Source organism: Chromobacterium subtsugae (assembly GCF_035919665.1).
GTDB classification, from domain to species: Bacteria; Pseudomonadota; Gammaproteobacteria; order Burkholderiales; family Chromobacteriaceae; genus Chromobacterium; species Chromobacterium subtsugae.
In genome coordinates, this window is sequence record NZ_CP142381.1 from 3,765,226 (window position 1) to 3,788,760 (window position 23,535).

General features: G+C 64.3%; 17 protein-coding genes and 3 CRISPR repeat arrays. Of the genes, 4 read left to right on the top strand and 13 right to left on the bottom strand.

The genetic code is table 11. From position 1 onward, the window contains the following. Positions 1–3: 3 nt before the first annotated feature. Positions 4–591: a LysE family translocator gene (locus U6115_RS17855; protein ID WP_043575458.1), complete on the bottom strand. Its 588-nt coding sequence runs from the start codon at positions 589–591 to the stop codon at positions 4–6. Between the two features lie 12 nt (positions 592–603). Continuing rightward, positions 604–1,011 carry a DUF2000 domain-containing protein gene (locus U6115_RS17860; protein ID WP_043575459.1) on the bottom strand — a complete coding sequence of 136 codons (408 nt, stop codon included), beginning with the start codon at positions 1,009–1,011 and terminating at the stop codon, positions 604–606. A gap of 231 nt (positions 1,012–1,242) precedes the next feature. Here U6115_RS17860 and U6115_RS17865 point away from each other — a divergent pair, with 231 nt between their 5' ends. Then, on the top strand, positions 1,243–2,124 hold the full coding sequence (locus U6115_RS17865) for a LysR family transcriptional regulator (RefSeq protein WP_043575460.1): 882 nt from the start codon (positions 1,243–1,245) through the stop codon (positions 2,122–2,124). A 120-nt stretch (positions 2,125–2,244) separates the two neighbouring features. Then, positions 2,245–5,323: a CRISPR direct-repeat array (repeat unit 29 nt; unit sequence CGGTTCATCCCCACGGGCGTGGGGAACAC). Between the two features lie 101 nt (positions 5,324–5,424). Here the strand turns inward: U6115_RS17865 and cas2e are convergent. The 11 genes from cas2e to U6115_RS17920 all read right to left on the bottom strand — a co-directional run bounded on the left by cas2e (position 5,425) and on the right by U6115_RS17920 (position 18,416). After that, entirely contained in the window at positions 5,425–5,727 is a 303-nt protein-coding gene (gene cas2e, locus U6115_RS17870; RefSeq protein WP_043575461.1) for a type I-E CRISPR-associated endoribonuclease Cas2e, read from the bottom strand. Then, positions 5,708–6,625 (bottom strand): type I-E CRISPR-associated endonuclease Cas1e, encoded by a 918-nt coding sequence (gene cas1e / locus U6115_RS17875; RefSeq protein ID WP_043575462.1) that lies wholly within the window; start codon positions 6,623–6,625, stop codon positions 5,708–5,710. Before cas1e ends, cas2e begins: the two co-directional genes overlap by 20 nt. Before the next feature lie 10 nt (positions 6,626–6,635). Continuing rightward, positions 6,636–7,235, bottom strand: coding sequence for a type I-E CRISPR-associated protein Cas6/Cse3/CasE (gene cas6e, locus U6115_RS17880; protein ID WP_043575463.1), 600 nt, complete (start codon positions 7,233–7,235; stop codon positions 6,636–6,638). Next, complete coding sequence (gene cas5e / locus U6115_RS17885) at positions 7,210–7,896, bottom strand: type I-E CRISPR-associated protein Cas5/CasD (RefSeq protein WP_043575464.1); 687 nt, start codon at positions 7,894–7,896, stop codon at positions 7,210–7,212. The genes cas6e and cas5e overlap by 26 nt, the downstream gene beginning before the upstream one ends. 1 nt (position 7,897) lies before the next feature. Next, positions 7,898–9,034, bottom strand: coding sequence for a type I-E CRISPR-associated protein Cas7/Cse4/CasC (gene cas7e / locus U6115_RS17890; RefSeq protein ID WP_043575465.1), 1,137 nt, complete (start codon positions 9,032–9,034; stop codon positions 7,898–7,900). A gap of 27 nt (positions 9,035–9,061) precedes the next feature. Then, positions 9,062–9,595, bottom strand: coding sequence for a type I-E CRISPR-associated protein Cse2/CasB (casB, locus tag U6115_RS17895; RefSeq protein WP_043575466.1), 534 nt, complete (start codon positions 9,593–9,595; stop codon positions 9,062–9,064). Next, positions 9,588–11,135: a type I-E CRISPR-associated protein Cse1/CasA gene (gene casA, locus U6115_RS17900; protein WP_043575467.1), complete on the bottom strand. Its 1,548-nt coding sequence runs from the start codon at positions 11,133–11,135 to the stop codon at positions 9,588–9,590. Before casA ends, casB begins: the two co-directional genes overlap by 8 nt. Continuing rightward, entirely contained in the window at positions 11,132–13,849 is a 2,718-nt protein-coding gene (locus tag U6115_RS17905) for a CRISPR-associated helicase/endonuclease Cas3 (RefSeq protein ID WP_043575780.1), read from the bottom strand. Before U6115_RS17905 ends, casA begins: the two co-directional genes overlap by 4 nt. A 211-nt stretch (positions 13,850–14,060) precedes the next feature. After that, complete coding sequence (locus U6115_RS17910; RefSeq protein WP_043575468.1) at positions 14,061–14,504, bottom strand: RES family NAD+ phosphorylase; 444 nt, start codon at positions 14,502–14,504, stop codon at positions 14,061–14,063. Then, positions 14,501–14,974: an antitoxin Xre/MbcA/ParS toxin-binding domain-containing protein gene (locus tag U6115_RS17915; protein ID WP_052258067.1), complete on the bottom strand. Its 474-nt coding sequence runs from the start codon at positions 14,972–14,974 to the stop codon at positions 14,501–14,503. Before U6115_RS17915 ends, U6115_RS17910 begins: the two co-directional genes overlap by 4 nt. Positions 14,975–15,085: 111 nt before the next feature. Beyond that, positions 15,086–16,029: direct repeats of the CRISPR family, unit length 29 nt; unit sequence CGGTTCATCCCCACGCCCGTGGGGAACAC. 143 nt (positions 16,030–16,172) lie between these two features. Then, the gene (locus U6115_RS17920; protein WP_236686526.1) at positions 16,173–18,416 is read right to left on the bottom strand and encodes a glycoside hydrolase; all 2,244 of its coding nucleotides are present in this window, start codon (positions 18,414–18,416) and stop codon (positions 16,173–16,175) included. 123 nt (positions 18,417–18,539) lie between these two features. On the opposite strand from U6115_RS17920, the gene earP reads away from it, so the two are divergent. The 3 genes from earP to U6115_RS17935 all read left to right on the top strand — a co-directional run bounded on the left by earP (position 18,540) and on the right by U6115_RS17935 (position 23,525). Then, a complete protein-coding gene (gene earP / locus U6115_RS17925; RefSeq protein ID WP_043575469.1) occupies positions 18,540–19,685 on the top strand; it encodes an elongation factor P maturation arginine rhamnosyltransferase EarP in 1,146 nt (381 codons plus the stop codon). A gap of 61 nt (positions 19,686–19,746) precedes the next feature. Beyond that, positions 19,747–20,310 carry an elongation factor P gene (efp, locus tag U6115_RS17930; protein ID WP_031296347.1) on the top strand — a complete coding sequence of 188 codons (564 nt, stop codon included), beginning with the start codon at positions 19,747–19,749 and terminating at the stop codon, positions 20,308–20,310. Positions 20,311–20,379: 69 nt separating this feature from the next. Further along, a CRISPR array of direct repeats spans positions 20,380–21,995; the repeat unit is 29 nt; unit sequence CGGTTCATCCCCACTCGCGTGGGGAACAC. Between the two features lie 210 nt (positions 21,996–22,205). Then, a complete protein-coding gene (locus tag U6115_RS17935; RefSeq protein WP_043575470.1) occupies positions 22,206–23,525 on the top strand; it encodes a replication-associated recombination protein A in 1,320 nt (439 codons plus the stop codon). Positions 23,526–23,535: the final 10 nt, after the last annotated feature.

Consider the following 23,535-nt stretch of genomic DNA (forward strand, 5'->3'; position numbering starts at 1 on the left):
GCCTCAAGCCAGCGCCGAATACAAGCCGCAGGCGATCAGGCAGCAGCCGCACGCCCGACTGAGCCAGCCAGCCCGGCCGCGCGGCATGGCGCGGCCCACCGTCAGCGCCGCCGCCATGCACAGCAGAAACACCGCGCCCACCGTCAGCAAAAACAGCGGCCCCAGCAGCAGCTGGCCGGCCGTATCGCGCCCCGGCTGGATGAATTGCGGAAAGTAGATAATCAAAAAGGCGATGATCTTGGGATTGGGCAGCGTCGCCGCCAATCCGCGGCGAAAAGCGCCGCCCGATCGGCCGCTCGCTTCCGCCGCCGCCCCTTTATTTCCAGCCCGCAACACGCTCGCGCCCAAATACGTCAAATACGCCGCGCCCAGCCACTTCAGCCCCAGCAGCGCCAAGGGCGAAGCCTGCGCCAGCGCGCCCACGCCGCTCAGCGCGATGGCCATCAAGATGGCGTCGGCCAGCACCACGCCGCCGGTGGCGGCCGCCCCGGCGCGCCAGCCCTGGCCCAGCGCGCAGGCCACGATCACCAGCATCGACGGCCCCGGCAACAGCGTGATCAAGGCGGTGGCGGCGATAAAGCTCCAGACCATTCTCCCCCCTCCTCAGCGCAACAGGCCCAGGCTGCCGGTCAGCCGCCGCACCTGCTTAGCCGGGCCGCACAGCGCCAGGCCTTGGTAACGCAAGTCTGGCTCGGGCGTGCCGCGCAAGGCGGTGGCGTACTCCTGATAACTGCGGGTGCTGCGGGTGGCGTCCGTCAACTCCACCACCGTCAATCCGGCCTCCAGCGCCTGCGCCCGCAAGGCGCGCAGCAACGCCGCGCCGCCTTGCAGCACCGGAATTGGCGTCGTGACGATGCCCAGCCGCACGCTGCCAGCGGCGTCGGCCAGGTCGTCTCCCACCAGCTCCGGGTGGCGGCGGCCCAGCGTCATCGCCAGCACGGCGGCGGTATTCGCGGCGATGCCGGCGGGCAGATCGGGGTCGACGATGATGGCGCAGCGGCGTTCTTCCATGTTTTCTCTCCAGGCAATGACCAGGTCTTGCCAGGCTGCCGACACCGCGAAGCGGGAAGGCGCGGCGGCTGCGGCCCATTCCGCGCCTGCCGATTCGCATCCCGCCCCCTGCCCTGCGAAAGGGCGAAGGTCAGCAATCCGGGCGATGATTCAAGTCTTGCCACTGTGCGCCAAGGCCAGGAAATCTACAATTCAGAGCAATTGAAACTAACTGATCGAAAAAATAGAACAATGATAGAAGAATTGCGCGCATTGGCGGTATTCGCCAAAACCGTGGAAACCGGCTCCTTCCGCGCCGCCGCCCGGGCCTTGCAGCTGTCGCCGTCGGTGGTCAGCCACCATGTGTCGCAGCTGGAAAGCCGGCTGGGGGCGGCGCTGCTGTACCGCAGCACCCGCCGGCTGTCGCTGACGGCGGACGGCGAAACGCTGTTCCAACACGCCCAGGCCATGCTGCGGGCGGCGGAAAGCGGGCTTGACGCCCTGGCCGGCCGCGCCACCGAACCGACCGGACGGCTCAGCCTCACCCTGCCCGCCTTTTTCGCCCGTTCGCCGCTTACCGCCCGGCTGGCCGGCTTTGCCCGCCGCCATCCCAAAGTGGAGCTGGCGTTGGACTACAGCGACGAGAAGCGCGACCTGGTGCGCGACGGCATCGACCTGGCCATCCGCATCGGCGAATTGCCGGACAGCGCGCTAAAATCGCGCCGCCTGTTCGACATGCCGCGCCTGCTGGTGGCCGCGCCCGCCTTGCTGTCGGCGCGCCCCGCGCCCCGCCATCCGCAAGAGCTGGCCGACTGGCCCTGGCTGGGCATACGCATGCGGCCCGACCACAAAACCCTGCTAGACGCGGCCGGCGAGGCGCACAGCTTCTCCATCCAGCCAGCCATCCGCGCCAACAGCCTGGATGCCGTCTGCCAGCTGGCCATCGCCGGCTGCGGCCTGGCCACCCCGCCGGCCTTCCTGGCGGCGGACGACATCGCAGCCGGCAGGCTGAGCGAAGTCGAGCCCGAGTGGCAGGTGGAAGCTCTGGGGGTGTACGCGGTATGGCCAGCCAACGCCGCCCGCGCCAGCCTGACGCTGCGGCTGACGCAATATCTAAGCGAGATGCAACAGTAGGTAGGAGGTACGCGGAGTGCGGGACACCCAGTGCAAAGCGTAACTTGCCGAATTTTAGTCCGACCGTCACCACGGGCGTGGAGAACACTCGGGGCCGTTGCTATTCAGTTGTTCGCGAATCGGTTCATCCCCACGGGCGTGGGGAACACAGCGCCAACGGGAGCCGGCAAAACGGTATTGGCGGTTCATCCCCACGGGCGTGGGGAACACGCGGTACTTCGCACGGCCCAGCGCCACGCCCTCGGTTCATCCCCACGGGCGTGGGGAACACATACCCCCATTTCGCAATCGAGCGCGCGAACTCGGTTCATCCCCACGGGCGTGGGGAACACTTTTGGCAAATACGGCTGCAGGGCGGCCGGCACGGTTCATCCCCACGGGCGTGGGGAACACGCGTAGGTTTGTTGCTCGAAATCCAACTGCAGCGGTTCATCCCCACTGGCGTGGGGAACACAGCATATTCGCAGACCGCGTGATGGTACTCGACGGTTCATCCCCACGGGCGTGGGGAACACTCGGAGATATTCATGCATTCTCATGGACAAAACGGTTCATCCCCACGGGCGTGGGGAACACTGCGTGAGCAGCTGCAGGCTGCCTACACCGAACGGTTCATCCCCACGGGCGTGGGGAACACAAGGTTATCCGGGCCAGTCAGGACAAAATCGGCGGTTCATCCCCACGGGCGTGGGGAACACAGGCGGGGGGGCTAGAACTCCTCATAGGCCGCCGGTTCATCCCCACGGGCGTGGGGAACACCGCAATGATCCTCGGCACGGTTATAGGCGCGACGGTTCATCCCCACGGGCGTGGGGAACACATTGCGTTTCAGCTCCGTATCAGCATCGATGACGGTTCATCCCCACGGGCGTGGGAACACCATGCCGGGTTGCTGGAGGATATCGATGAGCACGGTTCATCCCCACGGGCGTGGGGAACACTCCGGGCGCGCCTCGAACCAAGGTCGCCATGCCGGTTCATCCCCACGGGCGTGGGGAACACTGTTGGTGTCGACGGTCGGCAGAATCGGACCACGGTTCATCCCCACGGGCGTGGGGAACACCACGGAATTGGACGCGCTAGATTGGTACCCAACGGTTCATCCCCACGGGCGTGGGGAACACATTCATCTGGGTGTCCGCGTCCTGATAGGCGGCGGTTCATCCCCACGGGCGTGGGGAACACGGCAGCTCGACGGCCTCGTAACCGATGCCCATCGGTTCATCCCCACGGGCGTGGGGAACACCTTGCGTGGTGGACCGGGCGAGGATCTGCGCCCGGTTCATCCCCACGGGCGTGGGGAACACTTAGGTTGCGTCGGGAATTCCATTCTTCAGCTCCGGTTCATCCCCACGGGCGTGGGGAACACGAAGACGGCTCTGACGCGCGATTCGGTTTCGTCGGTTCATCCCCACGGGCGTGGGGAACACACGCGAAGCGAGAAGCAGCAGGAGGCGTGGTCCGGTTCATCCCCACGGGCGTGGGGAACACAAGGAAGCGCTAATATCGAGGGCGAGAAATGACGGTTCATCCCCACGGGTGTGGGGAACACGGTTACAACCGCATTCACGGTGGCCACCGCATCGGTTCATCCCCACGGGCGTGGGGAACACCGCAGAGTGAAGAAGCATAGGGTGCGCTGGTACGGTTCATCCCCACGGGCGTGGGGAACACGATAACAGAGATAGCCGGCCGGTTTTCCTTAGCGGTTCATCCCCACGGGCGTGGGGAACACGATCCAGTTCTTGGCCATGGCGCTACTTCTTGCGGTTCATCCCCACGGGCGTGGGGAACACGGAAACGCACGCTGTAGCCGGGCGAGGTCGGACGGTTCATCCCCACGGGCGTGGGGAACACAAATACGTAGTCACCTAAAAGTTGAAAAAAGTCGGTTCATCCCCACGGGCGTGGGGAACACTGTGATCACGCTATCATATTGCCAAACCACATCGGTTCATCCCCACGGGCGTGGGGAACACTCCAGCGCGCCCGCCGGCGCGACTACGTGGGGCGGTTCATCCCCACGGGCGTGGGGAACACCGAGTCGGGCAAGCCGGGCCTCCTGACTCTGACGGTTCATCCCCACGGGCGTGGGGAACACAGAACGAAAAAATTCGACGCCCAACGCTCCGCCGGTTCATCCCCACGGGCGTGGGGAACACTAGGCCGCCTGTAGTCGTGCGTAATCGCGGACCGGTTCATCCCCACGGGCGTGGGGAACACCTACTGTCCAGTTTGGACAGTTTGTCGGCTGCCGGTTCATCCCCACGGGCGTGGGGAACACTCTACGACGGGGCGGCCCCACCCTGGAGCGCCCGGTTCATCCCCACGGGCGTGGGGAACACCATTGAGTTCGGCGCGCTCCAGAGCAAATCGCCGGTTCATCCCCACGGGCGTGGGGAACACTGCTTCAGAGTGACTTCAAACATCTCAATCTCCGGTTCATCCCCACGGGCGTGGGGAACACCCACTGTTCGCCGCGCTGGAAATGCGCCAGGACGGTTCATCCCCACGGGCGTGGGGAACACGGATGATTAGCATCTGGTAGCCGTGCGGTTCGAGGTTCATCCCCACGGGCGTGGGGAACACAAAACTGCAAAATATTGCACGTTCGGCTCAACCGGTTCATCCCCACGGGCGTGGGGAACACGTATTGTATCTGAAGCCCTGTCGCGGAATTTCCGGTTCATCCCCACGGGCGTGGGGAACACGAAAGCGCCTGCGCCATTCTGGCTAGCTAGGGCGGTTCATCCCCACGGGCGTGGGGAACACAAGCGGAAGAAGCGGGTAACGTTGTTTTCCCACGGTTCATCCCCACGGGCGTGGGGAACACAATAGCGCGAGTTGTGCGTTGACCTCGCTGAGCGGTTCATCCCCACGGGCGTGGGGAACACCGTTCCCGCTGCGAATTAGCAAAGACTGCCGGCGGTTCATCCCCACGGGCGTGGGGAACACGACAGCGGTAAACGCCGCATTTTCGGTAGTCACGGTTCATCCCCACGGGCGTGGGGAACACATAGGACCAAAACGATAGAATTTAAGGTAAGCCGGTTCATCCCCACGGGCGTGGGGAACACTAGGCATATTATTTTTTCCTATTTTGTCGTGACGGTTCATCCCCACGGGCGTGGGGAACACCGCCGGCGCGAACGCGCTCGCTGCGCCGCCATCGGTTCATCCCCACGGGCGTGGGGAACACACCAATTGCAAGCAATTGATTTTTAAAAACAAAAACACCTCCAAAAAATCTACCGATTTTTAAAGAACCCAACTCCCCTTTCCGCCCAAGCCGACAACATCCTATTCGCCAGCCCCATCCGCCCCGGGTGGAGGCCAAAAAGACACCAGCTTGGCTCCGTCGAACTCGGCCGGCATCCGCCGGTTGGCGCCTAGGGTGACGAAGTCGAAGCCTGCCTCGGTGACGGCCTGCCAGGCCATTACCGCATTGCCGTCCTCCAGCCCCTCCTCCACCTGTTGCCACAGGTAGTCGCGGATTTTCCGGTTGTAAGTGCCGACGTAAACGCCGGCGCGGATTTCCAGCAGCCAGATCGCCATCCGGCCACGCAGCCGGGGCGGCGCGTTTTCAAGTACGATGACCAGCATCGCCCAGCCCCTCGTCCTCCGGAAACGCCGCGTCCACCACGCCTTGGGACTCCGGCTTATCCAGGCCGCCGGCGTCCAGCATCGTCTCGATGTCCGGGATGATGCGCTCCAGCAGCCGCGTCTTGCGGAACATGTCGCGGCAGCGCTGGCGCACTTCGCGCTCCACGTTGTGCACCGGCTTGCCGGCGACGGCGAAGGCCACCGGCACCACGGTTTCGAATTTGTAGACGTCCGCCACGTCGTAGACGAAGGACAGCGGCTTGCCGCTGTGGATGAAACCGATGGCCGGCGCGTAGCCGGCCGCCAGCACCGCCGCCTCGGTCACGCCGTACAGGCAGGCGGTGGCCGCGGACAGACAACGGTTGGGGATGTCGGCCTGGTCCCAGTCTTCGCGGTCGTAATTGCGCGCCTGCCATTTGACGCCGTACTGCTGCGCCAGCTGCTGGTACATGGCCCGCACCCGCGCGCCCTCGATGCCGCGCAGCTGCTCCACGCTGCGCTTTTGCGGCGGCTCGTCGCCAAAGCGGCGGCGGTACATCTCGCGCACCACCTTCAGCCGCGCGTCCTCATCCAGCGCCAGCCGCGCCTGGTACAGCAACCGGTCCGCCCGCGCGCCGCCGGGCTGGCCGGCCGAATACAGCCGCACCCCAGCCTCGCCCACCCACACCAACAAAGTACCCACTTGGGCCGCCAGCTTGCAGGCGGCATGCGATACCCGCACGCCGGGCTCCAGCATCAAGCAGGCCACGCCGCCCACCGGGATGTGGGTGCGCACGCCTGTCACATCCACCGCGACGAAAGCGCCATCCAGCACATCCAGCTGGCAACGCTCGACGAACAAGACGGAAAGCCGCTCCTTGATGGGAAGCGGCTTCAAGGGCGGGAGGGGTTGGCTCATCCCGATTCCTTTACAGTTGAGCCAGAGAGAGCAGGCCCAGACCCATGGCTTTGGCGTGCCCCAGGCCGGAAGCCATCGCCAGCCGCAATTTCTGCGCGTCGTCCACCGCCAGCACGCCGTCGAAACGCGCCGCTTGCAAGGTCATCAGGCAGCCCGGCTTGCGCAGCCGCCATTGCTGGCTCAGGCCACGCTGCACATGCTGGGCCACCGCACCGGACCTCTCCAGCTGCCGCGCCAGCCATGCCAACTGCTCCTCTTCCCTTTGCAAGCCGTAGCGCTTGCCTTCCCGCGTCACGGTGGGATTGGCCAGCAAGCGAAAGAAGTAGCGTTTGTCAGTCTGCACCAGCGTTTCCAATGGCAAAGGCTTGCAGGCGATATCCAGCAGATGGCCTAAAGGCTGCCAGTTGCCAGGTTGTTCCGACTGAACCAACACCATCGCCTCACCCTGCGCGGCATCATGCCGCTCCAGCCGCCACAGGAAACGCGAAGGTTTGGTCTGCTCATCCACGGCAAATGCCCGGCACAAACTCCGATGCATGTCATAGGCGTTGGCCAGATCGCGGCGCGCGGCGGCCTGCCTGGCGTCAAGCTTCAGTTGTGTCAGGTACATCCACCACCTCCGGCTTTACAAACCGCGGTCCGAAACGCCGCTCGGCAAAGGGAGCCGCCGGCTGATCCAAGCGCACCGCGCCTTCGCTTGGATGCTCGCTCATCAAACGCAAGGGCTGGCCCTTATGCTCGGCGCGGCATGGCGCGATGCGCGGCCAAGAAGAAAGCACCTTTTGGGCGGTTTCATCCTGAATGCCCTCCGGCAACCAAACCGGCAGCCCGGGCGGCATGGATTTGCGGCCCAGCGACAAAGGCCAAACGGGTCGCTGCAGGGCCTGCTGCATGGTTGCCAACAAACGATGCTCTCCCTCCAGCGCCACCAGAAACGCCGCATCGGCCAGGTAATAGCGCGGGCTGATCACAGGGTCTTTTTTAAATCCTCCACTCGCTGTGCGTATCGATTTCTTAACTTTTTCAGGGTCTCGATCTCCCCCCAACGTTTGGTAGTCCCGCATCAGCAACCCCTCACGGTCCACCCGCACGCTCATTTTCAGCGTGGCCAGATCATCCAGCGGCTCAGAACGGTCCCGCCCCAGCGCCGCGCATACCAGCCCCAGCACGCCGGACTTGGACGGTTCCAGGCCGCTGTCGCGTTCATCAAAACGGCTGGTCGTGCCCCAGGCCTGCATGGGGCCGGCCAGCCTGAGCAGCAGCGTGGCCATTTCATTGCTCCAGCTTGGCGCTGACCTGCGCCGCCACCCAATCGGCCAGCGCATTCAGGCTAGGCAGCTTTTCGCCCTTGCCCGCAGGCCAGGCGCCGGACAAGTCGATATAGGCCCAGGCATCGTTCGCATTGCCGTAAATGCCGGACAGATTGCTGTCGTAGTCAGCCAACGCGGCTACCGAGGGCGAGGTCAGCGCATCGCCGCCACGCGCGTAAACCGGCTTTTCGAAAGCATTGGCCAGATTCAACGGGCTCGCGTGGCGGATGGCCACGCCGATGAAGCTGGGCGGGTTGTGCGCGGCGAAGGTGTTTTGCTTGCCGGTGGGAATGGCGCGCGCCGTCGCCAGGGTCAAGGCGCGCAGGCCGGTCAAGGCCAGGTCTTTGTCTTGCTGCAGATTAGCCGCCAGCTTGACGGGGTCGACTACTGAATAGCGATAGAAGGTGGCGGAATTGAATTCCACCTGCCCGATCATGCCGGCGCCGGTCTCGTCCGCGCCGCCCATGTCGTCCACCGCGGTGAAGTAATCGAACTCGCGCTCTACCCGGTGGGTGCTGATCGCGTGCGCCACCTGGCAGGCGGCATCCTGATTCACCTCCGGCATATCGGCCAACATGCGGCCGAACAAGGCCACATCCAACGCCTTGCCGCCATTCATGATGGACTTTGCCTGCTTCACCACCTCGGCCGGCGCGCTGGCCTTGGCGTCCTTCTTGCTCTTTTTTTCGCCGCTTGCCGGCGCGGCCAAGGCCTCCCAATGCTCGTTCACCAGCTTGGCGAAGGCATCAATCTCTTGCTGCCCCAGGAACAGCAGGTACTCGGTCTTGCCGTCATCCTTCAGCTTGAGGCCCGCAGCCGCCAAGGCGGCTTCGATGCGGGCATTCACATCCTCGCTCTCCCGGCCGTATTGTTCGCTCAATTGCGCGCGCAGCAGGTCCAGCAGCTTCTTGGTGCGCACGCCCTGGTTTTGCGACGGAAAATCCGCGCCCAGCCGAATGGTGCGCTTGAAACACTGGCTGCTGACCCGCGCTCGGCGGTAGCCGCCAAACATGGCGTCCTTGGGCGCGCCGGTATCGTCGCGGTTCAGATTGGACGGCGCGAAATTCTGGATCAGATGGAATTCGACAAACAGGCTCATGGCTATCTCTCGGGTAAATGGAAAAAATCAGCCCTGCTCGGTTTCATGCTGGCGATAGAAATCCCGCGCCCAATTGCGGCGCGCCTTGTCGCGCGAGGTGGTGCCGTCGTATTGCTCCCTTTGCCAGGGCGACAGCCAATCATTCAAATCCCGCAATAAAGCCTGGTAATCCAGGCCGTAACCATCCGCCGCCAACAGCGCGGCCGCTTGGCGCAGATAGTTGGGCAGTTGCTCCGGCTCGGCATCCAATAGCGCGATGAAACGCTTCTCCACGCTGTCGCTTTTCCGGTGCTGCCAAAGCTTGCCCAAGGCGGCGGCCAAGCTCTGTCCCGGCTGATGCCTGGGCAGCAAGGCAAACAGGCCGGCCGCGACATACAGCGCCAGCCGGAAGCTGTCTTCGGCATGGCTGTCCGCCGGCACAAAGCGCTCCACATGGGGAAAAGCCGGCGGGTATGCGCCGGGCGGGAAACCAACGCTGCGGCGCAAGGCGGCCAGCGCGCCCCTATCGTGTTCCGCCAATTGCTGCAGATGCAGGATGAAGTCCTGCGCGTGTTCAGACATGGGCTTGCTCCTCGACAGACGATGGGGACTTAAGCGGTTTCAACAACGAGTGGTAAGCCGGCTCCGCCCGCGTCTGCGCGCGGAGCGCCTTGGCCGTGGAGCCTGACTGCTTGCACGCGGCAGACCAGGCCTGAACCACAGCGGCGTGCCGGGCATCGCGCCAATGCGCGTCCGCCTCGTCCAGGCGCGACTCGCCTATCAAATCCAATAGACGCGGCAATTGGCGCTCCAGCGCTGAAAAATACAGCGCGCCGGCCGGACCGTTCTCGAACAAGCTACGCGCCCGGCTGCGGGTATCTTTGTGCGATTCGTCCGGCATGGAGCGCGCCAGCATCGTTGTCGCCGTTTGGCGCAAATGGGAAAAATCCTCTTCCGTCGGCCGCAGGAAACCGCGCAGCTCATCGGAAGCCTCGGCCTGCTCCAATAAGCGGCGGGGCAATAGAAAGCGCTCCGCGCGCCAGCGCAACAGCTTGGCCTGATCGCTGGCGAGACCGGCCACCAGGATAGGCATGGAGGCCGTTTCGCCCATCGACTGTCGCAATGCTTCCGCCCAGCTCAACACGGCTGCCGCTACAGCATGCTTGCCGCTGGCGTCAGGCAAGAATGTCGCCAGATCGCGCCACAGCGCCCGTCCTTCGGTAAAACTCAAGCGCACCAGACCGACGCTGCCCATCCGGTAACTAGCCATCGGGTCCGGCGCATGCTCGTCGTCGGCCAAAGCCACGCCTGCGGCGAAACGGATGCGCGCCACAGCCAGGCCGTCATCCTCGGGCAGCAGCAACACCGCCCGGCTCAAACGGGTATAGCGGTCATTCGGCCCCGTCGCCAAGGTAGGCTCGCCCTTCAAGGCAGCAATGGCGACAGCACCTTTCTCCCACGCGGGCCTGTCCTGCTCGGTTTGTACTGGCGCGGGATGCAAAGCCAGGCACAAGGTTTGCGCCAAGGTATCGCCCTGCGGCATGGCCGCCGCGGTATTGGCCAGCGGGCCGGCTTTGTCCGAATCGCGCAGCGTCTTCACCAAACCGCCCGGCGTGAATTGCAAGAAGCCCAGCAACTGTCTCAGCAACATGGGCGCGGCGATGGCAACGGGTACGGTATCCACCGCGTGGTCGAACACCACCGGCGCATTGCCGGTGCTGCTGGACAAAGCGATCTGCGTCCACGGTTTGGTTTTGTCCCGGGTTTCCTCCGCAGTGGCCAATGCCGCCACCTGCATGAAGGGAAACTCGGGGTGAAACAGGAAGAAGCGCTCCCGCCATTGCTCCAGGTAGCCATGAATCAGCTGGAGCGGCAGTCCATCGCGGTAATAGCCCGCCATGTCGCGCAAGCGCCACTGCCCTTTACCCTGCGACAAAGCGCGATGAAAGATGACGAGCAGCAGCCGGTATTGCGCGATCAGATTGGGCGGATCGGTTTCCGCCAAACCGCTTATTTCGCCCGCCCGGGCGAACAGCTCCAGCAGACCGACCGCCTCCACCCGGCCATCCAGCCCGCGCACCGGCAGCCAGGGCTCGTCCAGCAGATTGAATCTTGCGTTCATGCCATCTCCTGTTTCGGCGCCGGGCCGTATACCAAGCCCAGCCTAGAATCGAGACTCACCAGCGTATTGCCCAGCAGGCTGCCATCGGCCTGCAACAACAATGGCTGGCAATGCGTCAGCAAAGCATGCTCCTGCAGCGCGGGAAATAAAGGCTGCTGCAACAGCGCCTGAACCACATCCTTGCGGGACAGCTTGATCTGCCGCGAGTACAAGCGCTTGGCCAGCGCGTCGTCTACCGGCTGCTGCGGATTGAATGGCGCGTCATCCGGCGCCAGCCGCCAATGGCCTTCGCCATCCGGCCACAGCGGTAGCGCGGTGACGCTGTCCTCGCCTAGCCGCGTCTTGTTGCGCAGCCCCAGAATGTCGTCCTCATCCGCGCCATGCGGTTTGTCCGCATAGGCATAGGCGGGCTCGGCGCTGGGGTCGATGGCGATATGGCTGGCCAACTGGGCCTGGAAGGTCGTCTTGGCACCGTGGCGGGTTTTGTCCACCATCTCGATCCGGTCCTGCAGCTCCTGCGGCAGATGGCTCAAATCCGGCCACGGCGCGTAAACCGCCTGCACCAGCCGGTCGATATCCAGCGGCAAGCGCCAGGTGGGGTCATTCAATAAAACGGCCCAAGTCACCACGCACAGATAATCGCCGTAGATGCTTCCCCACTTGGTTTGTTTCAGCTCCGGCAGGCGGTCCGGCAACAAGCCGGCAACCCGCAAATGCGGCGTTAAATGAGCAGCGGGCCGCTGGTCGCGGCGATGGCGATGCAGCCGGCCGGCGCGCTGCAACAGCAAATCCACCGGGGCGAGGTCGGAAATCAGGAAGTCGAAGTCGATATCAAGGCTTTGTTCGGCCACTTGGGTTGCAAGCAGCAGGGCTCGGTCTGGCCGTTGTCCGGAGGCACCAGGCGCGCCAAAAGTCTGCAAGACTTGCCGCTCGCGCAACAGCCGTTCATCAGCAGGAAAACGGGCGTGGAACAGCAATAGTTCGACGCCATCCCCCAGTCTTCCCGCCAACATGGAATACAACTGCTGCGCCCTGTCCACGGTATTGACGATCACCGCGCCGCAGCCGCCATCGTCCAACGCGTCCAACGCGGCGGCGGCTATGCTCTCCAGCGACTCATCCAGGCCGGATACCGCAATCGGCTGCTGTTCACGTACTTTGAATGTCTCTCCACGCACTCCGCCGTGGTCCGCCAGCAAGACTCTGGGATAGGACAATGCCGGGATGTCCGAGGAATCAACGCCCCAGGCATTCAACAAGCGGGCCCGCCGGGCGTCCGGCAAGGTGGCGCTCATCAATATGACCGAACAACCCATGCCCTTGAGCCAGCGCAGCAAGGCCTCTATCAGCGTGCTGGTATAAGCGTCGTAAGCATGGACCTCGTCCAGCACCACCACTTTGTCCGCCAGCCCCCATAAGCGCACAAAGTGATGCTTGACGTTCATCACGCCAAACAGCGCCTGATCCACCGTGCCCACGCCATACGGCGACAACAAGCTGCGGCGGCGCTGCCCGAACCAGGCTGACGAGCCGACTGAGTCGTCGCCCTCATCCCCCCAGACATTGCGCAGCTTGGCCACCGTTTCATTCATGGCCGCGCCGCCATGCGCCAGCTGGATGTCCAAGCGGACGCCGTCTGCGAACGCTCGCAAAAACACCAGCGCGCGCTCGAACAGCGCGTTGCCGGTGGCTTGAGTCGGCAGGGCGAAATAGATGCCGCGATGGCCCAGCCTGGCCTGCAGCCGCAGGCTGGCCAGAAACGCCAGCTCGGTCTTGCCCTCTCCCATCGGCGCTTCCACCACCATCAAGCTGGGGCCGGCCCCTTCGGCAAGCAACGCGTCCGCGACGCGTTGCAGCGGCCGGGCGGCAAGCGGTTGCTGCGCGTTCAAAATGCGAGTCAGCAGCTCATCGCAGGCAAGGTCGGGCTGTGGGAGCAAGGCGTGTTGGGCTGGCCAACCCAGCTTGTCGACATCGACCAAAACTGCGCGCGCTATTTTTTGAGCGCATTGAAAATGTTCAAGCGGCGTCGCGCCGCGTTCGCCAGGCGGAAACCACTCAGCGTTGGAACCTATCCAGTCGCATACGCTGGTCAGACCCGCCAGCCACTCCACCGCGATCAGCGATAGATCGCGATCCTGCGGCCACTCCAGCGGCGCAACCGTATCCCAATAGACGTCGAATAGCTGCTGCCGCGCCTGCTTCCAGGTATCCGGTTCGCGCAGAGGCGCACCCTTGCGCATATCGACGAAGTTGAAGCCATGATGGGCGCTGACCGCCTGGGCCACGCACAAGGCCCAGGCAAAAGGCGCATTGCGCGCCTGCAACAAGGGCGGCAGCAGGCTGGCGGTGGCCAAATCGTGACGATCTTGCTCCAACGCCTTTTCCGGCATGAATGGCAGGCCCGCGCGCTCATCCAGCGCGCGGCCCTCATCCCATTTCGCCTGGAAGCCGGGAGTCGCCTTGCCCAGATCATGCAAACCCACCAAGCTGGCCAACCATGAAAACACCGCATGCTCCGGCAAGCCGAAGCGCTGCGCCAACACCTTGGCCGAAATCCCGCAGTAGTCGAGCAAAGCCAGCGTCACCGCCGCCACATCCAGCATATGGCATAGCAAACCATGGCCATGGGGATCGCCGCTTTTGGCCCAGAGTTGCCGGACGGATAACGATAGGCCGTTAAACGGCTGCCCGCCTTTCCCTGAAGTTTCAGTGATCTTGCTTTTGCAGCCCCGCTCAGCCTGCATCGCTCCTCCGGCAAAAACCGGTCAGCCCGCTGGACCCGACCCAAGCGCGCAGATTAGCAGCAGGAAAATCATTCGTCATTTCACATTGAAAATGTCATGGCGCGCATTACGCGGCAGCATCGCCAAAGTAAAAAACCGAACGGCGACGTTCGACTTCAGGGAGGGGGAGGCAAACGGCGGCTCAGCCGGGCCGGAAGCGGGGATCGAGCGGGGCTTGCATCGCCGCCAGTATCTTGCAGGCGGCGGCATCGGGATGGACGGGGTTGAGCAGGTAGTTCCAGCCCTCCACCGCCAGCGCGCTGGGCACCCGCAGCACCGCGCCGGGCGCCTGGGCCAGCCAGGTGTCGCCCAGCGCGCGGGTTTGCTCTTGGTCGTCGCGCCAGTCTGCCGACAATTGGGCCGGATCCAGCGCCTGCACCAGACCATCAGGGATATCCACCTTCAGCAGAGTGAAGGTGTTGGGCAACACGGCGAACTCGCTGTGCACCAGCATTTCCAGCATGGCGCTGGCCGCATGGTCGGCCAGGTAGACGATGGGCTGGCCGGCATTGTGCCAGCGGCCGCGGGCGCGGATGCCGCCCAGGCCGCGCAAGTCTTCAAAGCGGCTGATCCGCCAGGCGATCATGCCGCATAGCCTTCCTCGATCTGGATCAGCAGCTCTTCAACCAGCCGCGCGCCCTGCTCGGTTCTGGCCACTTCCAGCGCGCTGCGGCCATCGAAACGGCGCAATGGCTGGCGCAGCCAGGCGGTTGCCGCCTCCTTGCCGCCCAGCAGCTGCTCGGCCTGCAGCAGCAGGTTGACCAGCCGCACGCTGCGTTCGGATTCGTCGGTGCTCAGGCGTTCGCCGTTTTTGATGCGGTGGGTCAGCGTACGCGGCGGAATGACGAACTCCAGCTCGCGCCGGGTCAGCCCCTCATCGGTCAGGCGAGTGATCACGCCGGGATCCAAGCCCTTGGCTACCTCTTTCACGATGTCGTAATCGCTGCTCACCGGCGCGCCCAGCAAGTCGGACTGGCGGGAGCGGCGCTCTCCCTCCCTGACCGTGGCGCGGCGGATGAGAACGGGGTCGGGCCGGAATGCGGCGCGTGCGGGCATGGCAATCTCCAATCAGGCAATTTGCTCAATCATTATCGGCATTTTGCCAGGCAGGCACAAGCCGAGACATTCCATCCAGAAAAACAAGCCGCACATCACGTTTGCAAGCCGTGGCCCATCCCCACGCCCGTGGGGAACACCGCGTCGGATCTCGGGGCAACCCATGCCCAGCGGGTTCATCCCCACGCCCGTGGGGAACACAGCTACATGGGCCAGCAGTTGGGCGGATTCGGCGGTTCATCCCCACGCCCGTGGGGAACACTTTGGCTTCGTTGGCGTAACTGCTCTGTTAGACGGTTCATCCCCACGCCCGTGGGGAACACGTACTGGGATCATTACCATTTTGGAGACGAGAAGGTTCATCCCCACGCCCGTGGGGAACACTCCAGCTGGGCCGGCTTTGATTAATCCTTTTTCGGTTCATCCCCACGCCCGTGGGGAACACGAAACGGAGGAAATTGGCGGTGATTCGCAACTCGGTTCATCCCCACGCCCGTGGGGAACACGCCGTCGTCGTCATCATCGTCCGGATCATCGCCGGTTCATCCCCACGCCCGTGGGGAACACCCGACCCAGCAATTTCTGCTCAATGGCACCCGCGGTTCATCCCCACGCCCGTGGGGAACACGCTGCGTCAGTACCAACGAATCGCTCGATGAGCGGTTCATCCCCACGCCCGTGGGGAACACCCCTCCAGCACGTTGCCGAAATGCACGGCCTCCGGTTCATCCCCACGCCCGTGGGGAACACGCGTTCCGTTAAAGCCAACCACTCGACCATCGCGGTTCATCCCCACGCCCGTGGGGAACACTAGGTGAAATCGAATCGGTGCGGATGCGCATCCGGTTCATCCCCACGCCCGTGGGGAACACGAACGATCGTTCCTCGAGGTACTGATCGATGACGGTTCATCCCCACGCCCGTGGGGAACACCGTGGGGTGGTGTTCGACATCCAGTACAAGAACGGTTCATCCCCACGCCCGTGGGGAACACCAATTCTGCGATCTGTCATGTCCGCCCTCCTACGGTTCATCCCCACGCCCGTGGGGAACACACCAAATTCAACTCACTGATTTTTCAAAACAAAAAAGCGCATCCCAATCCTACCGAGAATTCCGTACCCAAATTGCGGCCAGCGCGGCGGAGGTCACCGCAGGCACAGCGCCCGCAAAACGACAACGGCATTATCGCCGCGCATCAGCCCCCGCCGCAATCCGCCACCCGCAGCAGCCGCGGCGGCTGGCCAGCCAGCTCCAGCCTCAGGCTTTGCGGCGGCAGCGCCTGATCGCCCTCGCCCACCGCCGTCGCGCCGAAGTTGGCGCTCAGGCGGCTGCCGTCGGCGAAGCGGGTTTGCTGCGCCGTGCGCTCGGCGTTCAGCCAGACGAAGCCGGTCAGCGCCTGCAGCGCCAGTTGCAGGTGAACCGGGCGGAAGGCGCGGTCGGCGCATTGTAGCTGCGGCAGCCTGGCCTTGAGGCTGGCGGCGGACAGGTGGAACAGCGGCGGCACGTTGTACAGCCACTGCGCCAGCAGATTGTCGGCGTAGGCGTTGGAAAACTTCAGGTTGTCGTACAGCCAGTGGTTGGTGGTGATGATGGAGCCGTGGAACACCGCCTGGTATAGCGGCAGCCGGTACTGCGGCGCGTAGTAGAGGTCGCGGTACGGTTGCTTCAGCGGCGCCTGGCGGAAGAAGATTTCCGGCTGGTCAGCCGGGAACCAGCGGCCGAGGAAATACGGCGACTGCCGGTTTTTCTGCAGGTCCGCGTCGCCCCAGCCCAGCACCGGCACCTGCATGCCGTGAGCGAAGGCGATGCCGCCGCTGGTGGCGGCGTTGCCCATTTCCGAGCCTACCGGCTGCTTGAAGCGGTCGGCCAGCCAACGCATGCTTTGCTCGTTGCCGGCGGCCAGTTGCGCCTGGCTGCCGCGATGGCCGGCGCTGTAGTCGTCAAACACCATGCCGGTGGCGTAGGCATCCAGGAACCAGCTGTTGAAGCCGGCGGCGGTTTGCAGGGCCTCGGCGCGCCGCCGCAGCGTGGCGCGCACGCAGTCCGGATTGGTGTAATAGCCGGCTTGCTGGAAGCCGGTTTTCTTCTTGCCGCTGGCCAGCGTGACGCCGCAGTCGCGGTAGACTGCCGCGCCTTGCTGGGCGGTGAGCCAGTCGACATGCTGACCGGGCGGCAGCGCGGTTTCGTAGGAATCGTAGGCGGCCATCAGGTAGCCCGCCTTGATGCCGGCCGCCACCGCCTGTGGCTGCCACAGGCCGCCTTCCCAATTGTCCGCGCCCAGCCACAGCCGCTTGAGGCCGGCCGCCGCCAGCGCGTCCACGGTTTTGCGCGACAGCCCGCCGCCCCAGCGCGTGGAGTCGGCGGCCAGCGCCGGGCCGAAGTCGCGCTCCACCTGTCCGCGCAGCCGGCGGTAAGGCTCGGCCATGCCTTCCCAGTCCGGCTGCGGCCCCAGCCAGCCGGCGCGGGCCTCGGCGGTCAGCGCTTGGTTGAAGGCCTCGATCAGCGTTTTCTTCTGGTAACGGTCAGGCCGGGAGCCGACTTGCTGCAGCAGTTGCCGCGCTTCGGCGTCGAAACGGCCGCGCAGCTTGCGCGCCAGCGCGCCGCCGCCGCGCAGCCGCTGCACAAAGCCGGGCCAGTCGGCCACGTCGTCGGCATCCAGCAGGTTATTGCCCCACAGGTAAACATGGCTGGCGCCGATCAGCCGCGCAGCTTCGGGCTGCGCCCGGATCTTGTCCGCCAGCGTCTGGTAGCGCCCTTCGTCTTCCAGCCATTGCCGGTAGCGTTGCGCGCCGGACAGGAGGTTGGCTTCGCCCAGGTGCAGCAACAGCGTCATCGGCTGCTGCTGATTGAGCGCGTTGAACTCGTGGCTAAGCGACAGGGCCAGCCCCTTGCCTTCGGCGCGGATGGCCAGCGCATTGTTGAACGGGTTGAGCAGCAGCCAGCTCAGGCTGTGATGGCCATAATCCATGCCCCACAGCGGCAGGCTGAGATTTTCCGAAGTATTGAGGCCGTCGCCGGCGAAGCCGGGCAGAAAGTCCTGCCACAGTTTGTCTCCCGCCGGGATGTAACTGCCCTCGGCCAGCGGCAGCAGCAAACCATGCCCCATCGCGGCGGCGGGCTGGCGCAACAGCTCCACCTTGCCGGCCTCGCGGGCCGTCAGCGTCAGCTGCAGATCGCGGCCCTGCAAGCTGGCGCGCCAGCTGTATTTGCCATCGTCCCATTGCCATTGCGCCGTTTGGCCATCCTGGCTCAACGCCGACACCGCATGCGGCGCCGCGCCTTGCGACAGTTGCCGCGCCATCGCTCCCGCCGGCTTCGCCGCGATGGCCAGCGTGGCCGGCTCCAGCTCCACCTGCCACAAGCCATTCTGCAACAACACCCCCGCCCAGGCTGGCAGCGGCAGCGCCGCCAGCAGCCATGTCCATGCTTTCTTGCGCACAGGCATACCTTTATATATCTATCGTCGCTTGTATCGACTCCCCCGGCCGCTAAAAATTCGCAACCGGTGATATTGCCGCGCCGCCCGTGATAAGCTCGCGCGGTTTTCATCTTTAGCCTAGCCATGACACGCCAACACTGGGACATCTTCTGCACCGTCATCGACAACTACGGCGACATCGGCGTCGCCTGGCGGCTGGCGCGCCGGCTGGCGCATGATCGCGGCCTGGCGGTGCGGCTGTGGGTGGACGACCTGGCCAGCTTCGCGCGCATCGCCCCGGGGCTGGACCCGGCGCTGCCGCAACAGACGCTGGCCGGCATCGACATCCGCCAGTGGCCGCTGGCCGGCTTCCCCCCCGATGTCGTCCCCGGCGACGTGGTGGTAGAGGCCTTCGCCTGCCGGCTGCCGGACAGCTTTGAAGAAGCGATGGCGGCGAAGCCGGCCAAACCGGCGTGGATCAACCTGGAATACCTGTCGGCCGAGGACTGGACTCTCAGCCATCACAAGCTGCCCTCGCCCCATCCCAGGCTGCCGCTGACCAAGCATTTCTTCTTCCCCGGCTTCGACGCCGCCAGCGGCGGGCTGATCTGCGAAGACGGCCTCATCGCCGCGCGCGAGGCCTGGCAGGCCGACCCGGCGGCGCAACAAGCCTACTGGCGGCGGCGCGGCCTGCCGCCGCCGCAAGCCGGCGAACTGCGCGTCAGCCTGTTCGCCTATGAGAACCCGGCGGCGACGGCGCTGCTGCGGGCCTGGGCCGATGGCGCGCAACCGGTCTCCTGCCTGGTGCCGGCCGGCAAGGTGCAGGCCGATGTGGAGCGGGTGTTCGGCAAGGCGTTGCGGCCGGGAGAACCCGCCAACCTGGGCAATCTGACAGTCCATATCCTGCCGCTGAGCGGCCAGGACGACTACGACCGCCTGCTGTGGGGCTGCGATTTCAATTTCGTGCGCGGCGAGGACAGCCTGGTGCGCGCGCAATGGGCGGCGCGGCCGCTGGCCTGGCACATCTACCCGCAGGACGACGACGCCCACCTCGACAAGCTGCGGGCTTTTCTCGACCATTACTGCCAAGGCCTGCCCGCCGAGGCGGCGCAAGCCGCGCGCGCGCTCAACCTGGCGTGGAACCAGGGCGGCGACATCGCCGCGGCCTGGCGCCGCGCCGCGCCCTGCCTGCCCGCCTGGCGGCAACATGCGACAAACTGGCAACAGGCGCTGCTGCAACCGGGCGATCTCGTCGTGAGACTGCTGCACTTTATCGCCGATATCGGCTAGAATACTGCGTTTTGTCGGGAATCTTTCCCGGCTTCAATCAAGAGTTTGGGATTAGACAAGCATGAAAACCGCACAAGAACTGCGCGCTGGCAACGTATTCATGGTAGGCAGCGACCCGATGGTCGTGCAAAAGGCTGAATTCAGCAAATCCGGCCGCAACGCTTCCGTCGTCAAGATGAAGATGAAGAACCTGCTGACCGGCGCCGGCAGCGAAGCCGTATACCGCGCGGACGACAAGTTCGACGTGGTGGTTCTGGACCGCAAGGACTGCACCTACTCCTACTTCGCCGACCCGATGTACGTGTTCATGGACACCGAGTTCAACCAGTACGAAGTGGAAGCCGACAACCTGGGCGACACCCTGAACTTCATCGTCGACGGCATGGAAGACATCTGCCAGGTCACCTTCTACGATGGCAAGGCCATCTCCGTAGAACTGCCGACCACCGTAGTCCGCGAAGTGGAATACACCGAGCCGGCCGTGCGCGGCGACACCTCGGGCAAGGTACTGAAACCGGCCCGCCTGGTAGGCACCACCTTCGAAGTACAGGTTCCGGCCTTCGTCAACACCGGCGAAAAGATCGAAATCGACACCCGCACCAACGAATTCAAGAAGCGCGCCTAAGCCTTCTTCAGCTCGTGATGCCGAAAAGCGCCCCAAGGGCGCTTTTTTCATGCCGGCATTCGATACAGGCGAGTCATCCCCACGCGCGTGGGGAACACAGTGGCCTGTTTCCCCCCAACCCCACCAGCCACGGTTCATCCCCACTCGCGTGGGGAACACGCCGCCTATTACGGCCTGACACCGGACCCCCACGGTTCATCCCCACTCGCGTGGGGAACACACCTGCATTCCATTCGCCTGAAAACCACTCGCCGGTTCATCCCCACTCGCGTGGGGAACACGCCCTGGTGGTAACCGGCGGCGACGCCACGGCCGGTTCATCCCCACTCGCGTGGGGAACACGGGTTCGACGTGCAGAACCAGTACATCGCCGGCGGTTCATCTCCACTCGCGTGGGGAACACATGATGGCGAAGTGCATGCGCGGCATCGGCACCGGTTCATCCCCACTCGCGTGGGGAACACACCTGACCGCAATCATCAGAAGCGCGGTTTATCGGTTCATCCCCACTCGCGTGGGGAACACTCGCCCTGGAACAGCAGTACATCGGATCCCGCCGGTTCATCCCCACTCGCGTGGGGAACACGCGGAGAGGTAGAGGCGCATGGCTGATTGCTCCGGTTCATCCCCACTCGCGTGGGGAACACACGGCCGATCCGACGGTGCCGAACTCCGGCTACGGTTCATCCCCACTCGCGTGGGGAACACATCTCCTCCGCGCTGATCGTAGGCGAAAGGAACGGTTCATCCCCACTCGCGTGGGGAACACACATCGCCATCGTGGTTCACCGGAAGGAACTGCGGTTCATCCCCACTCGCGTGGGGAACACTCGTCACAAACAAAAATCGCGCCCGGAGGTAACGGTTCATCCCCACTCGCGTGAGGAACACAAGCCGCAAATCCATTTCAGGCCATCCGGGAACGGTTCATCCCCACTCGCGTGGGGAACACACCTGCATCCCATTCGCCTGAAATCCAGAGGACGGTTCATCCCCACTCGCGTGGGGAACACTCTCTCTACATTCGACCCCTTTGTACATGAACCGGTTCATCCCCACTCGCGTGGGGAACACGTGCGGCACGGTTGTCGGCGTGGCTCAGTTGCCGGTTCATCCCCACTCGCGTGGGGAACACGGCAAGAGCAGCGTAACCGGCCCCAGCATCCGCGGTTCATCCCCACTCGCGTGGGGAACACATTCTGGCGAGAGTCGGCGTTCATCATCACGCCGGTTCATCCCCACTCGCGTGGGGAACACGCCGAGTACTGCCCTTGGATGTGCGCCCTGACCGGTTCATCCCCACTCGCGTGGGGAACACGCCCCCCCGGCAAAAAGTTAGTCGTCGCGGACCGGTTCATCCCCACTCGCGTGGGGAACACTGGGAGGCCTTTCTCTCAAACCACGACACTACCGGTTCATCCCCACTCGCGTGGGGAACACGCCCAAAGATCCCAGCATCATGTTTAAGACGTCCGGTTCATCCCCACTCGCGTGGGGAACACTCTGCGGCACGCTGAACGAGCGTCGTGCCGCGCGGTTCATCCCCACTCGCGTGGGGAACACCAGACCCCGACCCCAAGAAACTGGTTAAATCCCGGTTCATCCCCACTCGCGTGGGGAACACAAGGAGGAGGGCAGGCACAAGGGGTTCAGCTTCGGTTCATCCCCACTCGCGTGGGGAACACACCATTTTCAATCCACTGATTTTTAAAGATAAAAAACCACTCCCAAATTCTACCGATTTTTCCGGAACAATACTTCGCTCAAATCGCCCAGATCCATAGCCTGCCGCCATCCCGCAAGCATGCACGCCCAAAACGCCTGGCTGGCGCTTTTTTCATGCCTGCCGCCAACTGTTATACTGTTGCTCCGCAATATCCCGCCCGAAGCCCGCCATGCCCGACCTGTTCGCCGCCGAACCCCAGAAGCCGCTCGCCGAAGCGCTGCGCCCCGCGCGGCTGGACGATGTCATCGGCCAGCAGCACCTGATCGGGCCGGGCAAGCCGCTGAGCCTGGCGGTGGCGGCCGGCAAGCCGCATTCGATGATTCTGTGGGGGCCGCCAGGCGTCGGCAAAACCACGCTGGCGCGCATACTCGCCGCCAGCTTCGATGCCGAGTTCATCCCGCTCTCCGCCGTTTTCGCCGGCGTCAAGGACATCCGCGAGGCGGTGGAGCGCGCGCACGCGGTGCTGCAGCGCGACGGCCGCCACACCATTCTGTTCGTCGACGAGGTGCACCGCTTCAACAAAAGCCAGCAGGACGCGTTTCTGCCCTTTGTCGAATCGGGCCTGGTCACCTTCATCGGCGCCACCACCGAGAACCCGTCGTTCGAGGTGAACTCCGCGCTGCTGTCACGCGCCCAGGTGTATGTGCTGAACAGCCTGAGCGAGGACGAGCTGAAGCAGCTGCTGGCGCGCGCCCGGCACGAACACGCGCTGGACGGGCTGAATTTCGACGATGCCGCGGTTTCCACACTGACCGGCTATGCCGACGGCGACGCGCGCCGCTTCCTGAACCTGCTGGAGCAAACCCGCACCGCGGCGCAGGCGCGCGGCGCGGCCGACATCGACGCCGCCTTCCTGGAGGAAGTGCTGACGCTGAACGCGCGCCGCTTCGACAAGGGCGGCGACGCCTTCTACGACCAGATCTCGGCGCTGCACAAATCGGTGCGCGGCTCCAATCCGGATGCGGCGCTGTACTGGCTCAGCCGCATGCTGGACGGCGGCGCCGACGCGCGCTACCTGGCGCGCCGCATCGTGCGCATGGCCTGGGAGGACATCGGCCTGGCCGATCCGCGCGCGATGCAGATCGCCAACGACGCCGCCGCCACCTACGAGAGGCTGGGCAGCCCGGAAGGCGAGCTTGCGCTGGGACAAGCGGTGATCTATCTGGCGGTGGCCGCCAAGAGCAATGCCGGATACAACGCGTATAATGAGGCCCGCGCCTTCGTCAAACAGGACAAATCGCGCCCGGTGCCGGTACACTTGCGCAATGCCCCCACTCGCTTGATGAAGGAGCTGGGTTACGGGCACGCCTACCGTTACGCCCATGATGAACCCCATGCCTACGCCGCCGGCGAAACTTACCTGCCCGAAGGGATGGAGGACATCCGCTGGTACCGCCCGGTGCCGCGCGGACTGGAAAGCAAGATTCAGGATAAACTGGCCTTTTTGCGCCGGCTGGATGCCGACGCCCAGCAAGATCCCGACAAGTAAAAAACAGGAA